This window comes from Bacilliculturomica massiliensis (assembly GCF_900605495.1).
Classification (GTDB): Bacteria; Bacillota; Clostridia; order Peptostreptococcales; family Anaerovoracaceae; genus Bacilliculturomica; species Bacilliculturomica massiliensis.
The window spans coordinates 236521-253935 of sequence record NZ_LR027600.1; the positions used below are offsets into that span (position 1 = coordinate 236521).

The following is a 17415-nucleotide window of genomic DNA, read 5'->3' on the forward strand; positions in this document are numbered from 1 at the left end:
CCCGCCCCGCCATCACTGCTTTTACTGATATTTCCGAAAGGAGGCAACCATGGACAAATCCCTGTACTTAGAGAAGAATATCAGCCAGCAGCCGGCCATTGATCTGCTGCGGTCCATGGGCTATACCTACATTTCCCCAGAGGACTGCGAGGTGCAGAGAGGCAGCCGGTACCATGTGCTGCTGAAAGATATTCTTCGGGGGCAACTGCGGAGACTCAACCGCTACGCCTTCGCCGGTGCGGAAAACGAGTTCTCCGCCGCAAACATTGAGCGGGCTATGGAAGATCTGGACGAGCCGTTAACTGATGGCCTGGTCCGCTCCAGTGAAAAAATCTATAATGCCCTGTTGCTGGGCAAAAGCTATCCAGAGACTGTAGGAGAGGGTAAAACCCTCAGTTTCAATCTGAAATACATTGACTGGGAGCACCCGGAGAACAACCTGTTCCATGTTACCGAGGAGTTTGCAGCAGACAGCCGGGACAAGCTTCACAATGCCCGGCCGGATATCGTGCTGTTTATCAACGGTATTCCCTTCGCCGTCATCGAGTGTAAAGCCCCGCAAGTCAGTGTAGAGCAGGCTGTGGAGCAGAACATCCGCAACCAACAAAAGGAATACATTCCTCAGCTCTACAAGTTTGCCCAGATTGTGATGGCGACCAATAAAAACGCTGTGAAGTATGCCACCACCGGTACACCTAAAAAATTCTGGAATGTGTGGAAAGAACAGGACGCCGCTTTTCTGGAAGATGCACTTGCCCAGCATGTGATCGACCGCACCCCAACGGAGCAGGATCGGAATTTGATTTCTCTGTTCAGCAAAGAACGGGTCATGGAACTGATCCGGTACTTTGTGCTCTTTGACGCCAATGTAAAGAAAATCTGCCGATATCAGCAGTATTTCGCCATCAAAGAGATTATCAAGGCCATTCAACAGCAGGATGAAAAGGGAAACCGACAAAGCGGCGTTATCTGGCATACCCAGGGCAGCGGCAAGAGCCTGACCATGGTTATGTTGGCAAAGTATATCTTGATAGAACTGTCCGACTGCAATCCGAAAGTGGTCGTTGTTACTGATCGTAAGGAATTGGATCGTCAGATTGCAGTCACCTTTGCACACACCCGTCTCAATCCGGCTCGGGCCACTAGTGGACGGAATCTGGTAGAACTGCTGAATAGCGGCAAGGCGGATGTAGTCACTACCGTCATCAATAAGTTTAACACCGCTGAAAAAATGGAGCACAAGAATTATTCGCAGGATGTGTTTCTGCTGGTGGATGAGAGCCATCGTTCCAACTATGGCCTGCTGGCCACTAAAATGAGGGCGGTGTTTCCCAATGCCTGCTATATTGGATTTACCGGAACGCCTTTGATGAAAAAAGAGAAGAACACTATGGCGAAGTTCGGAAAGCTGATCCACAAATATACTATCAAAGACGGTGTGGATGACGGAGCCATTGTGCCGCTCATTTACGAAGGCCGCTTTGTGGAACAGAATGTGGACGAGGCAAATATCGACCTCTGGTTTAAACAGACTACCAAACGGCTCACGGAAGCGCAGCGAGATGACCTTTCCCGAAAATGGAGCAGTATTCGCCGCCTGACCTCCACCGATGCCCGTATCAAGCGGATCGCTCTGGATATCAATGAGCACTTTATTGATGGATACAAAGATACCGGTTTTAAGGCTATGCTGGCTACTAACTACAAGCGGGATGCGATTCGGTATCTGGAGTGTTTTGAGCAATTTGGGGATTTGAACTGTGCCGTGGTGATTTCACCACCTGATCTGCGGGAAAGTGTAGACGATATAGACGAGGGTGCCGACGATAAGGTCATTGCCTACTGGAATAAAATGATGAACCGCTACGGTGACGCAGATGCCTATGAAGAGGCAATGAAGAACCAGTTCTGCGCAGGGGACATCGATATTCTTATCGTGTGCAGTAAGCTGCTTACCGGTTTTGATGCTCCCATCTGCCAGGTACTCTACATCGATAAAGAGTTGAAAGAACACGGACTGCTCCAGGCTATTGCTCGCACCAACCGTTTGTATGAAGGCAAGGACTACGGCTTGATTGTGGACTACCGTGGACTGATTGAAAAACTGGATACTGCTATGGATCTGTACAGCGGCGCCGGGCTGGAGAACTTTGACGGCGGAGACCTGAAGGGAGTCGTGGTAGATGTCATGTCGTCTGTGTCTTGCCTCCGTGAAGCCTATACCCGGTTGACGGAACTATTTGCAGACTTGAAAAATCCACGCGACGCCGAAGAAGTGGAAGTGTTTCTTGCTGATAATAAGAAGCGAGAGAACTTTTATAATCTTCTCTGTGCTTTTGGTAAAGCATTGAATATGGTGCTGAATGCGGAACAGGCATATGCAGCCGTTCCGAAAGATGAATTGAAGCAGTACCAAAACACATTTATCTTTTTCTCCAAGGTACGCCGCAGCGTGAAAATCCGTTATTGCGATGCCATTGATAACCGGGAATATGAACCGCTGATGCAAAATCTTCTGGATACACACCTCTCAGTAGCTGGTCTAAAACAAATTACCAACCCCATCGATATTCTGAACAAGGATGACTTTGAGCGGGAATTGGAGGAATTGGGATCTCTTCGAGCGAAGGCAGATGCTATTACCAGCAAATTAACCCGTAGCATCAGCGAAAAGTATCAAGAGAATCCTGCCTATTATGACAGTTTCTCCAAGCGGATTAAGGATGCATTGGATCAGTACAAGGAAAAGGTGATATCGGATGCCGAATATCTAGCAAAGATGCGTACCATCATGGAAGATTATCACGCTGGAAAGAGTAGCGTAACCTATCCGGAATCCATCAAGAATAATGTTCATGCCCAGGCATTTTACGGTGTTCTTTCTGCGGTGTTTGACGAAGCAAAAGAAGAGGAAGTTTCTCCTGATTTTGTTGCAGAGATTGCGGAAGAGATTACAAAAATTGTGGCCAACCACAGTCAGGTAGACTGGACCAACAACAAAACAATCCACGACCGAATCTCGCAGGATATTGATGATCTTTTTTATGACTACGAGAAAAAGCGAGGATTAAAACTGTCTTTTGACACCATCGATAAAATCATTGAAAATGTCAAAACAGTGGCGCTTCGGAGGTTTTGACAGCAATGGTACAGGAAAGAACTGTCTTATACGAAAATAACGAGATTCACTATCTTCTGGAACAGAAGCCGGTGAAAAATCTGAATTTGCGGGTTCATAAGGATTGTAAGGTTTATGTTTCGGCTAATTCAGATGTCCCTACTGAAAAAGTTGACGATTTTGTAGTGAGCAAAGGGGCCTATATCCGCTCAGCGCAAAGAAAGTTTCGTGAGATGGCACAGTATGCCCCTCAACCTAAGCAATATGTCAGCGGAGAGACTTTTTATCTGTTGGGCCGAGGCGTCCGCCTGAAAGTGGAGAAAAATGTGCGAGACTCCATTTCCTCTGACGGGATATATCTTCATCTTCGTGTGAAAGACACGGAGGATTTTAGGAAAAAGCAAAAGATGGTAAGCCGTTACCTGGATGAGCAATGTCGAACTGTTTTTGGAGAGATTATTTCAGAAATCTATCCAGTATTCCAAAAATATGGAGTACCTATGCCGACATTACGGATTCGTGACATGGAGACACGGTGGGGATCTTGCTTGGAAAAAAAAGGGGTTATCACACTGAACAAGCGTTTACTTGAAGCCCCTCGAAACTGTATTGAATATGTCGTAATGCATGAGTTCTGTCATTTTATCCACCCAAATCATTCAAAGCACTTTTATAGTTTCTTGGCCATGCTAATGCCTGATTGGAAGGAACGTAAGACAGTTTTAGATCGTAGTGCAACATTTTGGCTATGAGCACTAGGGAGAAAAAAATAATGCCGATGAGGTTATGTCACCCCGGACCGGATAAGGGCGTAGATATGTTGGTACACTTGGTTTTGGAAGTCACAAAATCTGTGTTCAGGTTAAGTCCGCGGACATGTCAGTAGATCGGATTGTTCTAGACTAGTTGTGTGGTTTGATGAAGAATTTATTGTATGATATAATCGGTTTGTAAGGTGCAAATCATTGTCAATTTACTGGCAACACCATGGCAACAAAAAATCAGATAGCCTCTACTATCTGAATAATGAAAAGAATACCAATACTATGAGATAAATTCCATAAGCAAATCCGTTTAGAAAACATCTAACAGGAGCGAGTGGGAATAAATTGAAAAAGCCGAAAAACGCAATAATACCAACGTTTTTCGGGATCTCAAAACCTCGTTGATAAGACTATTCTTGAACAGCGTTATTCGCTGTATCAAGTGATTTGTGGGCAAAAAGTAATTTCTAAAGGCTCACAAAACACCATATTAACAGTAAACCCCGTACTGACGGAAGAAAAAATCAGTACGGGGTTTTGTCGTTTATATGGTTATTTCAGTTTTATCCTTAAAGGCTTCTGTTAGCTATAGTCTCCATTGTGTATCTGAACTCTTTTTCATAATTCCAAGATGAGTGCTTTACATTGCTTAAATATTGTTCAACATATCATCACTTACTACCAATATCATCGGAGTAAGCGTATTCTGTGTTTTCTACTGCCGCCGTAAACGGTTTTGTAAGAAAAGTGCTTATCGTCTTAAGCACTGTGCCGAAATCATCCGTATTAGTATCAATCTTTCTGCAAAATGCTTTCCATTTTTTCTGCATAGCATAATCGTTATCAAATGTCATTACCTGTTCAAACTGTTCTATAGTAAAATTATGATAACGATTTTCAAAAGTCATTTTTAGTGCTTCGGTCAGCGCCTTGCCGTCAAAATCAAACTTGTTTGCAAGGTAATAAATATCGTAATAGTCTTTCATTCTGCTTGAAAATTCCATCAGGGTGAGGATGGCATCTATCTTTTCGGCAATGGTTGTTTCAAGAGAATAAGTATTTACAGTTGGTGCAGTAAAATCATCAAGCTGCGTTGGAATTTTTCTCCTTTCCTGTTTTGGCACGATTACATCGCCCACACCGAAATCAATGCTGAACGGTGTTCTTGTGTTTTTGATACACGCCACAAGGGAAGCGCCAATACCCGCATATTTTTTCGCAACCGAAATTGGGGCAATATCTTTTATTTCAAAAGTTATAAAATCATTTTCCGTAGGGGCGGAAATGATTTCTTCTAATACAGTTCTTAACTGTTCGGGTGTATTGGGAACTTTCTGAAGAAGAAAATCTACATCTACTGTTACTCGGCTGTCAAAGTCAGTAACCGAATAAATAAACAATCCTCCTTTTAATATAAGGTTTTCTGCATATTTGGATTTTTCCAAGCGACGCAGGAATTCCTCTTGGCAAAAGAGTTGCAGGCAAAGCTGATAGCTTCTTCCGCTTTCCTTTGCTTTATTTTTCAGTCGTGCAAGCACGGAGGTAACTGTATCAGCCATTGAGAAGCACCTCCATCAGTTCTGTAACCTTTTTATATACTCTGAGTTTCTTGGCATATACGGAAAGGTTTTGCAAGTTTTTCTTTGCATCGTTGGCGTAGGCATTCAGAGCCTTGTTAAATGTTTCATTGTCAAGTCTTGAACGGTATTTGAAGCAATCACAAATCGTTCGTTCTCGGTCATATATAGAAAGGGTAACACCTGCAAAATCAGCCGTGGTTTTTCCAAGCTCGTACAATTCAGGCTGCATATAGTAAGGTTGCAGAGCTAGAGCATCCACATCCAGTTTTGTTCTTGACATAGAGCGTGGCACAGCTATTGACCATTTTCGGGGAGCAAAATCACTATATCCATAATGGAAAAGGGCAGATTCTACGCACACGATTGCCTTTGGGATGAGTGTGGCAAGTAGTTGTTCTTCAGAAGACGGTGTGTGTTCAGCAAGCTGATAATAGCCGTGGCGTATACGGCCAAGATACCCTGCATTACACATATTCACTACATCAACAGCACGCAGTCCCGCAGCAACGAAATCAGCAGACTTAGCAATGCCACCTTTGCTTATAATAACTTCTTTGGCAAGTTCTTGAATGTTCACGCATTCACCCGATTTCTTAAATAAATTCATGCACAATAAAATTTAATTGTGTACGGATTTAATTATAGTAGAAGGCTCTAGAAAGTGCAATAAAAATTACGCACATGATTCTGCAAACTGTGCGTGAAATTAAAATTTGCTATTGCAAAATTTTTAAATAATCATTAAAATAAATTCAATAGCAGATCCGCTTGCGATCATTCTTTTTTCGCAACCATTGGTTTTATCATCGCTGATAAGAATTTGATGAATTCCCGTCATACAGGCAGTATAATATAGAAGTCAAATCCTCTAAACAATATCGTTTAGAGCCATAGTTGACTTGGCGAGTGTGAATAGGGTTCGCGCTGGAAATTCAACGTTTTGACGGAGGATCGGATCAATAGGGACTGTGTATGATATTTCCTGTAGTTGGGCTCATCATACACAGTTTTTTTGACGCCGGGTCAGATTTATGGAAAGGCGCATCCCGCCACGGCGGTTCCGTGTTTTTGAAAGCTGCACTGAGCAGTGCAGGGATACGGTGTGCTGCTGTTCGTATCTTAGCTGGTAAATGGCATTTATTTAACAGGAGATAGATATCATGAATAAACAAGTCGTCCATATATACGGCGCCTCTGGATCCGGAACTTCAACGATAGGTAAATTTATTGCTTTTAAATCAGGACACTTTTTTATGGATACGGATGACTATTTTTGGGAATCAACAGATCCTCCCTATACGACGAAAAGGAATAGTTCTGAAAGAATCGCACTGATGAAAAGTGATATTGCAAAACATGATAAAGTAGTTATTTCCGGTTCACTGGTCGATTGGGGCGATGAACTGATCCCTTTCATCACATTGGCGATTCGAGTGGAAACAGATACTGAAATACGAATTGACAGATTGAAAAAAAGAGAGCGGGCGCAATTTGGAAACAGGATCGATGTGGGCGGAGATATGTATGAAAATCACCGGGATTTTATTGACTGGGCAGCTTCTTACGATCATGGCGGCTTAGACATGAGAAGCAGGTTAAAACACGATGAATGGCAAAAACAATTGCAGTGTCAACTGATTTTGTTGGATGGAAGTTTACCTGTGGAAAAAAATTTTGAAATAATACGGCGATATCTGTAGATGCCCTATCTGTCGGGGAGATGACAAAAGCGGCCGGGCCGTCCACGGTCAAGATGAGCAGCGCAAAATGCGCCGTCATTGACAGCCGTTCCATTTTATTTAACCGGGAGAGCGTATACGGCATTGCACGTTTGACGTGTGTGCGAGACTTGCAGGACTATGCCTGCATCATGAAAATAACGGATCTGACGCGGGGCTGGTTCTAGTGTGTTTTGAAGACAGCCGGACAGCAGGCGCCGCCACGTTCCGACCATAGGGCTGAGATAGCGTCCCTGTTGACAAATGAGGGGAGCGTGTTATAGTAAGGGTGTATATACACGATGATGGTCCAATACATGATGGGAGGGAAGAGATGACGACGCCATTTATGAGCCCATGTTACTGCGCGAACCTGCGCCGGGCGGCCGGAGCGATGACGGAAGCGTATGACGATAACTTCAGCGGATTAGGGCTGTCTGCTGCCCAGTACTATCTGCTGATCAATCTGTCACGGCTGGAGCCTGTGAATACAACGCAGCTGGCCAGGCACGTGGGACTGGAACGCAGTACTCTGGTGCGAAATATGCGTCTTCTTTTGAAAAATGGCTGGGCAGAGGACTGGGCCGACGGCAGAGAGCATCGATTCCGGCTGACGAAGGCGGGAAATCGTCTGCTGGATCAGGCGAAGCCGCTGTGGGAGGAAACGCAGCGCAGCATTATGGAGCAGCTGGGTGCAGAGGACGCCGAGGAGCTGATCCGGCTGCTGCGGAAGGTGCAGAGTTTGAAAAAGCCCTAGCCCATTAAAAGGGGACGGTAAAAAGCGGAAAAATGATTTAGTCAATATGAGTCTGCGGAAAAACAGGCAAAATAGTGAGAGAGGAGAAAGAAATGTTGAAAAAAATTACGGCGGTATATTTCAGCCCCACAGGCGGCACACGGAAAGCGGCGCTTTTTCTGGCGCAGGGCATGGCGGAGGAGGTGTGCGAACTGGATCTGTCGTTTCCAAAGATAACAGAATACCAATTTCAGTCCGGCGACTGCGTGCTCTTTGCGGCGCCGGTCTGGGGCGGCAGAGTACCCGCCTATGAGGTGGAACGGATCAGAGCCTGCTGCGGAAACGGCGCGGTGGCCGTCACCGCCGCGGTCTACGGCGGCCGCGCTTACGAAGACGCGCTGTTGGAGCTGAACGACTGTGTAGCAGCTCAGGGCTTCCGGGTGGCAGCTTCAGCCGCCCTTCTGGCCGAGCATTCCATTTATCACCCTGCGGCTGCAGGACGTCCCGACGAGCAGGACCGGGTACAGTTGGGAGAGTTTGCTGCAGCCATTTTGAAGAAACTTGCGGAAGCTCCGGATCGAGCTGCGGAGGTGCCGGGGGATCGTCCCTATCGCCAATGGAGCCAGCTTCCCGTGGTCCCGGCGGTGTCGGACAACTGCGTGCGCTGCGGACTCTGCGCAAAAAAATGTCCCACGGCCGCCATACCCGGAGAAGACCCGGCGAAAACGCTGTCGGACAAGTGCATCCTCTGTATGCGGTGCGTCTCCGTTTGCCCGCAGAAGGCCAGAGCGCTGCCCGCGCCGATCATGGCGGCAATGGAACAAAAGCTGTCCCCGTTTAAGGAGATGCGCAGGGAGAACGAGTTGTTTCTCTAACATGAAGGTCAGGCGGGTCGAGCTGCCTGACCTGTCCGCCTGACTGCCTGGCCTTCCCCAACGGACGGCATAAGGAGCCGGTCCGGCGTGGCCGTGGCAGTAACGCTTTTTTGGATATCTGAAGAAAAAGACAGTGCCGGCTCGTTTTATCTGCAGAGGGAGGCGAGATGTATGAAAAAGATGGTCTTAATTAAGCGCGCTGCCGCAGCGCTGTGTTGTGTCTGTGTGATCTTCGGGCTGGGTGCATGCGCAGGCGGTGGAGAGGGAGAGCAGGGACAGCAGAACGGGACGTATGGTTCTGAAGGGGATCGTCCGTTGTTCGGCTCCAGAACTACAGTTTTTGATCATTTGGAGGCAAGCGATGACAAGACGATCAGTGCGGATTTTGAAGTGTATTTGTCAGAAGAAGAGGGGCGATTTCTCTTTATTGAGCTGAACCGCGATGTAGACGCGGTGATGGAGTTTACATGTACAAAGGATGAAGGGGCCGCTGAACTGGGATTTGATCCGGGTGACGGCGGCGAACGCATTTCTTTTGAACTGGGAGCCGGCGCGATCGGGGAAGAAGCTGCATACACTGAAAACATCTCTCTGAAAAAGGGAATGAATATCTTTTATATGGCGGGCGACGGCTGTACCTGCAAAATCAGCTGCAGAATAGAGGGCGTCGATCCGGAGACCAGGAGCTATGTCAGCGCTTTTCCGAAGGGCAGCTGATCCGCAGGCGGAAAGTAAGGCGGCGTGCGTGCCGGGAGGGCGGTCTGACGATCCGAAATCCGGGAGAGGGGGCGGTCTGGCGGATCGACACGCTGCAGGGGCTTTTCGCGGATCTGCATAAAGAAGCATCGGGCCGTTCTATGTATCAGCTATTTGCAGTCTGACGGTCCGGTTTACCTTTCGCTGACACCATGCTGTGTGGGCGTGGGTGAGAATCGCAAAAAAAATCCCATTTTGTCTAAAAAGGTGCGATTTAAGCTCTCGCTTTGTAATATATTGTAATAAAATAGGCGAGATCACAAAATAAATGCGGATCTCGCCTATTTTCTGCTCGTATTTCGGTAATATCGCATTATTTTTTGACTTTTTACCTAAGACGCGCCTTAGACCCGACGAACGATAGGGCCTGTCGGTCTCCGGCATGCCCCGAGACGCCGGGGCAACCTGTCTGTCCCCCACATGGCTTGCGACAGAGTGACGGCCGGTCCCCCCACATGGCTTGAGACAGAGTGACGGTCGGTCCCCGGCATGCTCCTGAGGCGGCGCTGTGATCCGGTGCGGTGGTCCGGCACGGCAGGGCATGTTTTATAAATCATCGCGGGATGTACGGAGAAGTCTTTGAAAAGGCTTGACTTTTACTCCGGCTGCGCATACAATAATGACGATAATTATATAAAAACAACGGGGAGCTGGAGCGAATCCGGCTGAGACTGAGGTTAGTTCACCTCTGACCCGCAACCTGATCCGGATAATGCCGGCGTAGGTAAATATTGATTTACGGATATTTAGACGCAGGGCATTTACAGAGGCCCTGCGTTGTTTGTTTTTTGCCCTATCCTCAGTGCGGATCACCGCGGGCTCTCCTCAGGTTTGGTCCTGGGGGCGTGACCAGGGCTGGTCTTGAGGAAACGGCCCGTGGATAAAGAATGCCGAAAGGGCGCGGGAAAAATGCAAAAGTGAAGGAAGAGACAAAAAGAGAACGTATGGTAGAGGTTGCGTCGAGAGTAAAGGTCGCGTCGGAAGTAAAGAACGCGTCGAGAGTAAAGGAGGACATGCATATGAGTACGATAAAACAGCCGGAGGCCAGCGTGGCCATTCAGGTACTGCCCGATGTGGAAGGCGAGGATGTGATCCGCGTGGTAGACGAGGTGATCGCCTACATCAAGTCGTTTGGGCTGAATACGTATGTGGGCCCCTTCGAGACCACTGTCGAGGGAGACTATGAGACGCTGATGGAAATTGTTAAGGGCTGTCAGGAGATCTGTATCAAGGCGGGAGCGCCCAGCGTGAAAAGCTATGTGAAGATCTTTTTCAACCCGGAAGCGGGAGTGTGGACGATTGACAAAAAAATCTCCAAGCATCATCTCTAAACTGTATCCGGTCACCTTCGTGGCGCTGCTGCTGTTTCTCTGGTGGGCGGTATGCTTTTTTGGCGTGGTGCCGGGATTTATGCTGCCGTCGCCCCAGAAGGTGGCTGCAACGCTGATCACGGAGTTTCCCAACATGCTGCCCCACGCGGCGGTATCGCTGCAGGAGTCGTTTTACGGGCTGGGGTCATCCATAGCGGCGGCTTTTGTGCTGTCGGTATTGATGGATCGGTTTGAGTTTCTGCGCCGATCAGTATACCCGGTGGTGGTCCTGACCCAGACGATACCCACCATCGCTATGGCGCCGATTTTGGTGCTGTGGCTGGGATACGGCATTCTGCCGAAGGTGGTATTGATCTTCATCACCTGCTTCTTTCCTCTGGTCATCAGCCTGCTGGGAGGATTTCAGTCGGTGGACCGGGATATCGTGCGTCTGTATCACTCGATGGGGGCTACTCGCAATCAGATCCTGTGGCAGGTGAAGGTTCCCTCGGCTCTTGACAGTTTTTTTTCGGGGCTGAGGGTCTCGGCGGCGTATTCCATCGTGGGCGCGGTGATCGCAGAGTGGCTGGGCGGAAACAACGGGCTGGGCGTGTACATGACGCGGGCGCGGAAGTCCTACGCTTACGATAAAATGTTTGCAGTCATCATACTCATCAGCGTGCTGAGCCTGCTGCTGATGAAGCTGGTGGATATTCTGCACAGGCGCGCCATGCCGTGGAAAAAGCAGTGAGATACGAAAGAAACAGATGAGATACGAAAGAAACAGAATAGAAAAAGACAGGAAAGGATTGGGACAATGAAAAAGAACACGATCAAAAGAATAGCGGCGGGAGCCGCGGCTGCGGCGCTGATGTTTTCCCTGGCCGCCTGCGGTTCCGGCCAGACGGAGGGCGGAGACGGCAGCGGGGAACAGACAGAACTGAAAAAGATCACCTTTGTGCTGGACTGGACGCCGAACACGAATCATACGGGGGTGTATGCGGCTCAGGCGCTGGGATATTACAAAGACGCAGGGCTGGATGTGGAGATCCAGCAGCCGCCGGAAGACGGGGCCAATATTGCGGTGGCTACGGGGAAGGCGCAGTTCGGCGTGGGATTCCAGGAGACGATCGGACCTGCGCTCACCGCAGACGATCCGCTGCCCATTACGGCGGTGGCTTCCATTATCGACCACAATACATCCGGTATGATCTCAATGAAGGAGAAGAATATAACCAGCTTCAAAGATCTGGAGGGAAAGACCTACGCTAGCTGGGACACGCCTTCGGAGAAGGAGATCATCCAGCAGTGTATGGAGGATCAGGGCGGCGATTACGCAAAGCTGAAGACCGTGCCCAATTCAGGAGCCGATGCGCTCTCTCTGATGCAGACGGGCGATGTGGACGTAGTATGGGTGTACGAGGCCTGGGACGTAATGATGGCGGAGGTAGCCGGACTGGATTACAATTTCATCAAATTCAGCGATGCCTCGCCGGTACTGGATTTCTATACGCCCGTGATCATAGCCAACAACGATTTCCTCAAAGAAGACCCGGAAACAGCCAGGGCGTTTCTTGCAGCCACGGCCAAAGGATATGAATATGCCATCGCAAATCCCAAGGAGGCGGGCGAGATCCTCTGTCAGGCGGATTCCACGCTGTCGCCCGAACTGGTGCAGAAGTCTCAGGCATATCTGGCGGATCAGTATCAGGCGGAAAAACCCGCGTGGGGAACCATCGACAAGGATCGCTGGACAGCGTTTAACCAATGGATGTTTGAGAAGGGATTGATCCCCGCGGAACTGGGCAGCGAGGGATTTACCAATGACTACCTGCCTCAGTAACGCCGGCGCGGCGGGCGCCGCCAATGGGGAACAGGGTGAACGGGTCCTCTGGTGCGAACGGCTGACCAAAAGTTACGAAGGGGAGCCGATCATAGAAGAGATCAGTGTGGAGCTGTGCAGGGGGCAGCTGGTCAGCGTGCTGGGGGCCAGCGGCACGGGAAAGACTACGCTGTTCAATTCTCTGTCCGGATTGGAAGAGCCGGACAGCGGAAGGGTCTTTCTGCGTGGCGAGGACGTGACTGGCAAACCGGGCCGCGTCAGTTATATGCAGCAGAAGGACCTGCTCCTGCCTTTCCGCACGATCCTTGACAATACCTGCGTGCCGCTTTTGTTGAGAGGCGTGGAACGGAAGAAGGCCAGAGAACAGGCCCGGGAGTTTTTCGGCGAGTTCGGCCTTTCCGGCTGTGAGGATAAGTATCCCTCGCAGCTGTCTGGAGGCATGCGGCAGCGGGCCGCACTGCTGCGCAGTTACCTTTTTCAGGGGGAGATCATGCTTCTGGACGAACCCTTCTCGGCGCTGGACGCGATCACAAAATCCTCCATGCACCAGTGGTACAAGTCCGTCTGCAGAAAGCACGGAACATCCGCATTTCTCATCACGCACGATATCGACGAGGCGATCCTGCTCTCGGACCGGATCTATGTCATCGCCGGGGTACCGGGAAAAATCTGTGCGGATATCCGTATTCAGAGCAGCGGTGAGCGGGACAGCGAGTTCACTATGAGCGAGACATTTATCGGGTATAAGCGTCAAATTCTGTCCCACATTCGGTGATGTACGGCTGCGCCGTTCCGTAGAGCTGCTTCTCTGACGGTTCTGGGGACGGACAGGGCCGCAGTCGGACTGAAAGTGAAAGACAGCGAGGATAAAGAGGATAGAAAGAGAAGAAAAGAGCAGAAAAGAGCAGCGGGGATCTGTGGATGGGATCCGCCGCTGCTCTTTTCAGTATTTCCCCTGTGGGACTGAGGGGAGGTATGAAGGATCATAGGACCGTGCGGACCTCCTCAGCGATCCGGCGGATCACGTCCAGCGCCCGGTCAAATTTATGCCAGTACAGGAGAAACCCGTGCATCATTCCGGGCGCCCGATAGAGAGTTACCGCGTTTCCGGCGTCTTTCAGCCTGCGGGCGAAAGCTTCCCCGTCGTCGCGCAGAGGGTCGCATTCAGCTGTAATGCACAGGGTGGGAGGGAGGCCGGTCAGATCCGCCGCACGGCCGGGGTTCAGACAGGGATCCAACGGATCCGCATCCTTCGGCAGGTACTGCTCCATGCACCAGTCCAGCATCGTCCGGGGCAGTACGTATCCGCCCTGCCCGAACAGGCGGACAGATGGGGACTCATCGTCGGGAATACAGCCTGCCGGACCGTAGCACAGGATCTGCAGACCGACGACGGGAAGGTCCCCGGCTGGTATGGAGCCGGCTGCAGGGACCGCATCCTGGCGGGAAGCGCCTGAAGAAAGACCATTTTGTCGGCCGCCGGCCGGCAGTCGTTCCGCAGTCCGGCGCAGATCCCGGATGAGCAGAGAGAGGACCGCGCTGATGGAAGCGCCGGCGCTGTCGCCGGCGAGAATGATCTTTCCGGGATCGCAGCCAAGGGCTGCGGCATTATGGTACGCCCACAGGAGAACGTCAAAGCCGTCCTCCATGCAGGCCGGATATTTATATTCAGGAGCAAGCCGGTAGCCAACGGAGACCACTGCACAGCCGCATTCCAGGGCCAGCTTTCGGCAGAGGGAATCGTGACTGGCAATGTTGTGCATGATAAAACCTCCGCCGTGAAAGTACAGCATCAGAGGCAGGGAAGATCCGCATGATGTGCGCACTGCGGCAGATCCGCCGCGGCAGCCGGGAACGTCCGCAGGTTTTTCAGGCGCGTCGGGGCAGAAGGGAAAATAGACGCGCACAGGGATCTCATGGCTGCCGTCGCCGGAAGCGCATCGGGCGGAAAAAAACCGGAGGCCCTGCTGCTCCTGGATCCTGCGGCATGCTCCGGCGGGTACCTGTCTGTCTTCCGTGCAGAAAACAGGGATGCGCCAGCTATCCTTATCGTTGAACGCCGCGTCGGCGTCGTCCCGCGCCTGTTTTACCGTGGCGGCGTGGGCCGGAGCGTTTTTCAGCCTGTCGCCGTAAAATGCGGCGACCTGCGGGTCAAGTTCGTTTTTCATGAATTCCTCCTCACAGGAGCCCTGGCAACAGGCGGACGATCAGCAAAATCCACGAGATCATTCGTGGATTTTTTTCAGTCCGGGCTTCCATGTTCTTTTCTATCATTATAATATTACTTTGTGGCGGTTCCCTTGTCAACTTCCGCCGGACTGGGGACCGTGGCCGGCTGCCGCGCAGTTCTGACCGGGCTATGCTGCAGGGCAGTCTTGTCTGCGGCCGGCTGCCGCGGGTCCAGGGATCATTTTCTGGCACGAAATTTTTCCATTTAATAAGTTATCACGAAACGGTAATATTTATCATTATATTGGATGGTAGTATCAACGAAAAATCAGCGGACTGGGGACTGGGATCATCCGGGGAGGGCTGCGAATGACGAAACTGCTGCGGAATGCGGGAATTGGAATGAGGTGGAGCAATTGAAAAAACGGATCGTGCTCTTTGTTACGGAGAGAGACGCGCTCAAGAGGTACACGGAGCAGATGCAGGCATTTTTTGAGGACCGGGTGAGCATCTATCCCTATGCTGTTCCCGAGATCGAGGATTATGATTTTCCGGGAGTGCCGAAAGCGGATCTATATGTGGCTTCCATGCCGGATGTGATACCCGTAGGCATGAGTAAACTGGATGAAAATGTGCCGGCTGTCTACATTTCACGGACGTTTCAGCGTGAAAAGACCATTCCGCTGACGCAGCTGCCGGTGGGGGCGGTGGTCTTGTTTGCCGATTATTCCGAGGTGATCGCCTCAGAGACGCTGGGGATCCTCAACAGCATCAGCAAGGGCGTAAACTATATCTATTGCGCTACGGAAGAAGAAATGGAACGGCATGGGGACGCCTGCTGCGTGGTGACGATCCGGGATGATCATCCGGATTCGAGACAGATCAAACGCGTGGTGAATATCGGATGGTACAAGATCGCCCCAACCACGTACATGGAGATCGCAAAGCGTCTGGATATTCTGGACCCGGAGATCAGCGGTAAGATCTACAGGTATTCCAAGGAAGTTCACCTTTTGAATCCCGGAGTCTTCGAGGTGATCAAAGGGACCTGGGAGCTGGAGGATATCTGGAACACCGTCTCCGATATGATCGACGAGGGCATCGTTCTGGTGGACACGTCGGGCGTTCTGCTGAGACACAATGTGTTTGCGGAAAAACAGGGCGCTGTCACACGGGGGGAGGACGGGATCGGATTCGTCTGTCCGGAGGTGCGGGAGGCGGCCATGGGACGATACGCGATGACCGACGAAGTGATCGAACTGGCCGCCACCGGAAAGACCGTTCTGGTCTCCAAACGGCCTGTCCTCACCTATGGGGAGCTGAAGGGGTTTCTGCTCCTGCTGAAGGACGCCAAGGTAGTGCAGTTGGCGGAGACAAGACTCAGGCTGCAGGAAAGGAAGAAAAACTTTCCCGCCCGTTACACCTTTGATGATATCGTGACGTGCAGCCCGCTGATGGAAAAGAACATCGAGATCTGCAAGAAATTTGCCAGAACAGATATCAGCATTCTCATAACAGGTGACAGCGGCACGGGAAAAGAGCTCTTTGCCCAGTCGGTCCACAACGGCTCGCCCCGGCGGAGCATGCCGTTCGTAGCGCTGAACTGTGCGGCGGTTCCAGCCGAACTGCTGGAAAGCGAGTTGTTCGGCTATGCGGACGGCGCGTTTACGGGAGCGAAGAAAGGCGGGAAGCGGGGACTTCTGGAATTGGCCCACAGAGGAACCATCTTCTTCGATGAGATCGGGGAGATGCCGTTGTCCGTTCAGGCAAAGATCCTGCGGGTGCTGCAGGAGCGGGAGGTCATGCGCATTGGCGGCGAGTCGCTGATCCCCATCGATATCAGGGTCATCGCAGCGTCCAATGTGGATTTTGAGGAGCTGCTGGAAGAAAAGAAGTTTCGAAAAGACCTGTTCTACAGACTGAATGCGGCGCAGATCCACATACCGCCGCTGGCAGAGAGAACAGAAGACATCCCGCTGCTGGCTGAACATTTTCTGAAGGAGATGGGAGGGAAGCGCCTGTCGAAAGAGCTGACCGGCTATCTGAGCAGCATACCATGGCGGGGAAATGCCAGGGAACTGAGAAACTGTATCGAATACATGCATATTATGGGGGGCAGCGTGCTGGAGATCTTCGATCTTCCTCTGGAACGTCAGGAATATGCAGATGGGCACAGATCGGAGGGACCGGGGCGCGGTCCGCAACACAGAGCGGAGGAACTGACCGTTTTCGTGGACCGGGAGCAGGAAGCGGCGGAGATCATACTGAATGTGCTTCGCGTCCGCAGCGTGGGGCGTCGGATGCTGACGAAAATACTTCAGGAAAACGGCGTTCGTATCTCCGAATATCGGGTGAGAAAGCTTCTGAGTCTTATGGAAAAGCAGGGGCTGATCCTGATGGGAAGCGGGCGGAAAGGGATAGAATTGAAAAAGTAAAAGAAACGGGATGAAAACATAAAAACGGGATGAAATGATCCCGCTTTTTATTTCTGTTTCGTCAATATATACCGAATTTCGACTGGCATGGATATTGCTTTTTTAATAGAA

The 17415-nt window shown here is 50.6% G+C and carries 14 protein-coding genes and 1 riboswitch; of the genes, 11 read left to right on the forward strand and 3 right to left on the reverse strand.

Features of this window, described 5'->3' with window-relative positions; genetic code table 11:
• Positions 1-49 precede the first annotated feature (49 nt).
• Both E0E37_RS04725 and E0E37_RS04730 read left to right on the forward strand, forming a co-directional pair.
• Positions 50-3139: a type I restriction endonuclease subunit R gene (locus tag E0E37_RS04725; protein WP_130861831.1), complete on the forward strand. Its 3090-nt coding sequence runs from the start codon at positions 50-52 to the stop codon at positions 3137-3139.
• A gap of 5 nt (positions 3140-3144) precedes the next feature.
• Positions 3145-3870, forward strand: a complete 726-nt coding sequence (locus tag E0E37_RS04730; protein ID WP_130861832.1) for a M48 family metallopeptidase — start codon at positions 3145-3147, stop codon at positions 3868-3870.
• A gap of 683 nt (positions 3871-4553) precedes the next feature.
• On the opposite strand, the gene E0E37_RS04735 is transcribed toward E0E37_RS04730, so the two are convergent.
• Positions 4554-5441 carry a nucleotidyl transferase AbiEii/AbiGii toxin family protein gene (locus E0E37_RS04735; RefSeq protein WP_130861833.1) on the reverse strand — a complete coding sequence of 296 codons (888 nt, stop codon included), beginning with the start codon at positions 5439-5441 and terminating at the stop codon, positions 4554-4556.
• Positions 5434-6039, reverse strand: a complete 606-nt coding sequence (locus tag E0E37_RS04740) for a type IV toxin-antitoxin system AbiEi family antitoxin domain-containing protein (protein WP_130861834.1) — start codon at positions 6037-6039, stop codon at positions 5434-5436. The genes E0E37_RS04735 and E0E37_RS04740 overlap by 8 nt, the downstream gene beginning before the upstream one ends.
• 583 nt (positions 6040-6622) lie before the next feature.
• Here E0E37_RS04740 and E0E37_RS04745 point away from each other — a divergent pair.
• The 8 genes from E0E37_RS04745 (at position 6623) to E0E37_RS04780 (ending at position 13475) form a co-directional block, all read left to right on the forward strand.
• Positions 6623-7162 carry an AAA family ATPase gene (locus E0E37_RS04745; protein WP_130861835.1) on the forward strand — a complete coding sequence of 180 codons (540 nt, stop codon included), beginning with the start codon at positions 6623-6625 and terminating at the stop codon, positions 7160-7162.
• 352 nt (positions 7163-7514) lie between these two features.
• Positions 7515-7937 (forward strand): MarR family winged helix-turn-helix transcriptional regulator, encoded by a 423-nt coding sequence (locus tag E0E37_RS04750; protein WP_130861836.1) that lies wholly within the window; start codon positions 7515-7517, stop codon positions 7935-7937.
• A gap of 92 nt (positions 7938-8029) precedes the next feature.
• Entirely contained in the window at positions 8030-8791 is a 762-nt protein-coding gene (locus E0E37_RS04755) for an EFR1 family ferrodoxin (protein WP_130861837.1), read from the forward strand.
• Between the two features lie 171 nt (positions 8792-8962).
• Entirely contained in the window at positions 8963-9508 is a 546-nt protein-coding gene (locus tag E0E37_RS04760; protein ID WP_130861838.1) for a hypothetical protein, read from the forward strand.
• A 672-nt stretch (positions 9509-10180) separates the two neighbouring features.
• Positions 10181-10292, forward strand: a riboswitch (TPP riboswitch).
• Positions 10293-10566: 274 nt separating this feature from the next.
• On the forward strand, positions 10567-10878 hold the full coding sequence (locus E0E37_RS04765; protein ID WP_246019634.1) for a thiamine-binding protein: 312 nt from the start codon (positions 10567-10569) through the stop codon (positions 10876-10878).
• Complete coding sequence (locus E0E37_RS04770; protein ID WP_130861839.1) at positions 10847-11608, forward strand: ABC transporter permease; 762 nt, start codon at positions 10847-10849, stop codon at positions 11606-11608. Before E0E37_RS04765 ends, E0E37_RS04770 begins: the two co-directional genes overlap by 32 nt.
• Before the next feature lie 66 nt (positions 11609-11674).
• Positions 11675-12700, forward strand: coding sequence for an ABC transporter substrate-binding protein (locus tag E0E37_RS04775; protein ID WP_130861840.1), 1026 nt, complete (start codon positions 11675-11677; stop codon positions 12698-12700).
• Complete coding sequence (locus E0E37_RS04780) at positions 12681-13475, forward strand: ABC transporter ATP-binding protein (RefSeq protein WP_130861841.1); 795 nt, start codon at positions 12681-12683, stop codon at positions 13473-13475. Before E0E37_RS04775 ends, E0E37_RS04780 begins: the two co-directional genes overlap by 20 nt.
• Positions 13476-13683: 208 nt before the next feature.
• Here the strand turns inward: E0E37_RS04780 and E0E37_RS04785 are convergent, their stop codons facing one another.
• Complete coding sequence (locus tag E0E37_RS04785) at positions 13684-14868, reverse strand: alpha/beta hydrolase (RefSeq protein ID WP_130861842.1); 1185 nt, start codon at positions 14866-14868, stop codon at positions 13684-13686.
• 408 nt (positions 14869-15276) lie between these two features.
• Between E0E37_RS04785 and E0E37_RS04790 the strand changes: the two genes are divergently transcribed.
• Positions 15277-17304 carry a sigma-54 interaction domain-containing protein gene (locus E0E37_RS04790; RefSeq protein WP_207302921.1) on the forward strand — a complete coding sequence of 676 codons (2028 nt, stop codon included), beginning with the start codon at positions 15277-15279 and terminating at the stop codon, positions 17302-17304.
• Positions 17305-17415: the final 111 nt, after the last annotated feature.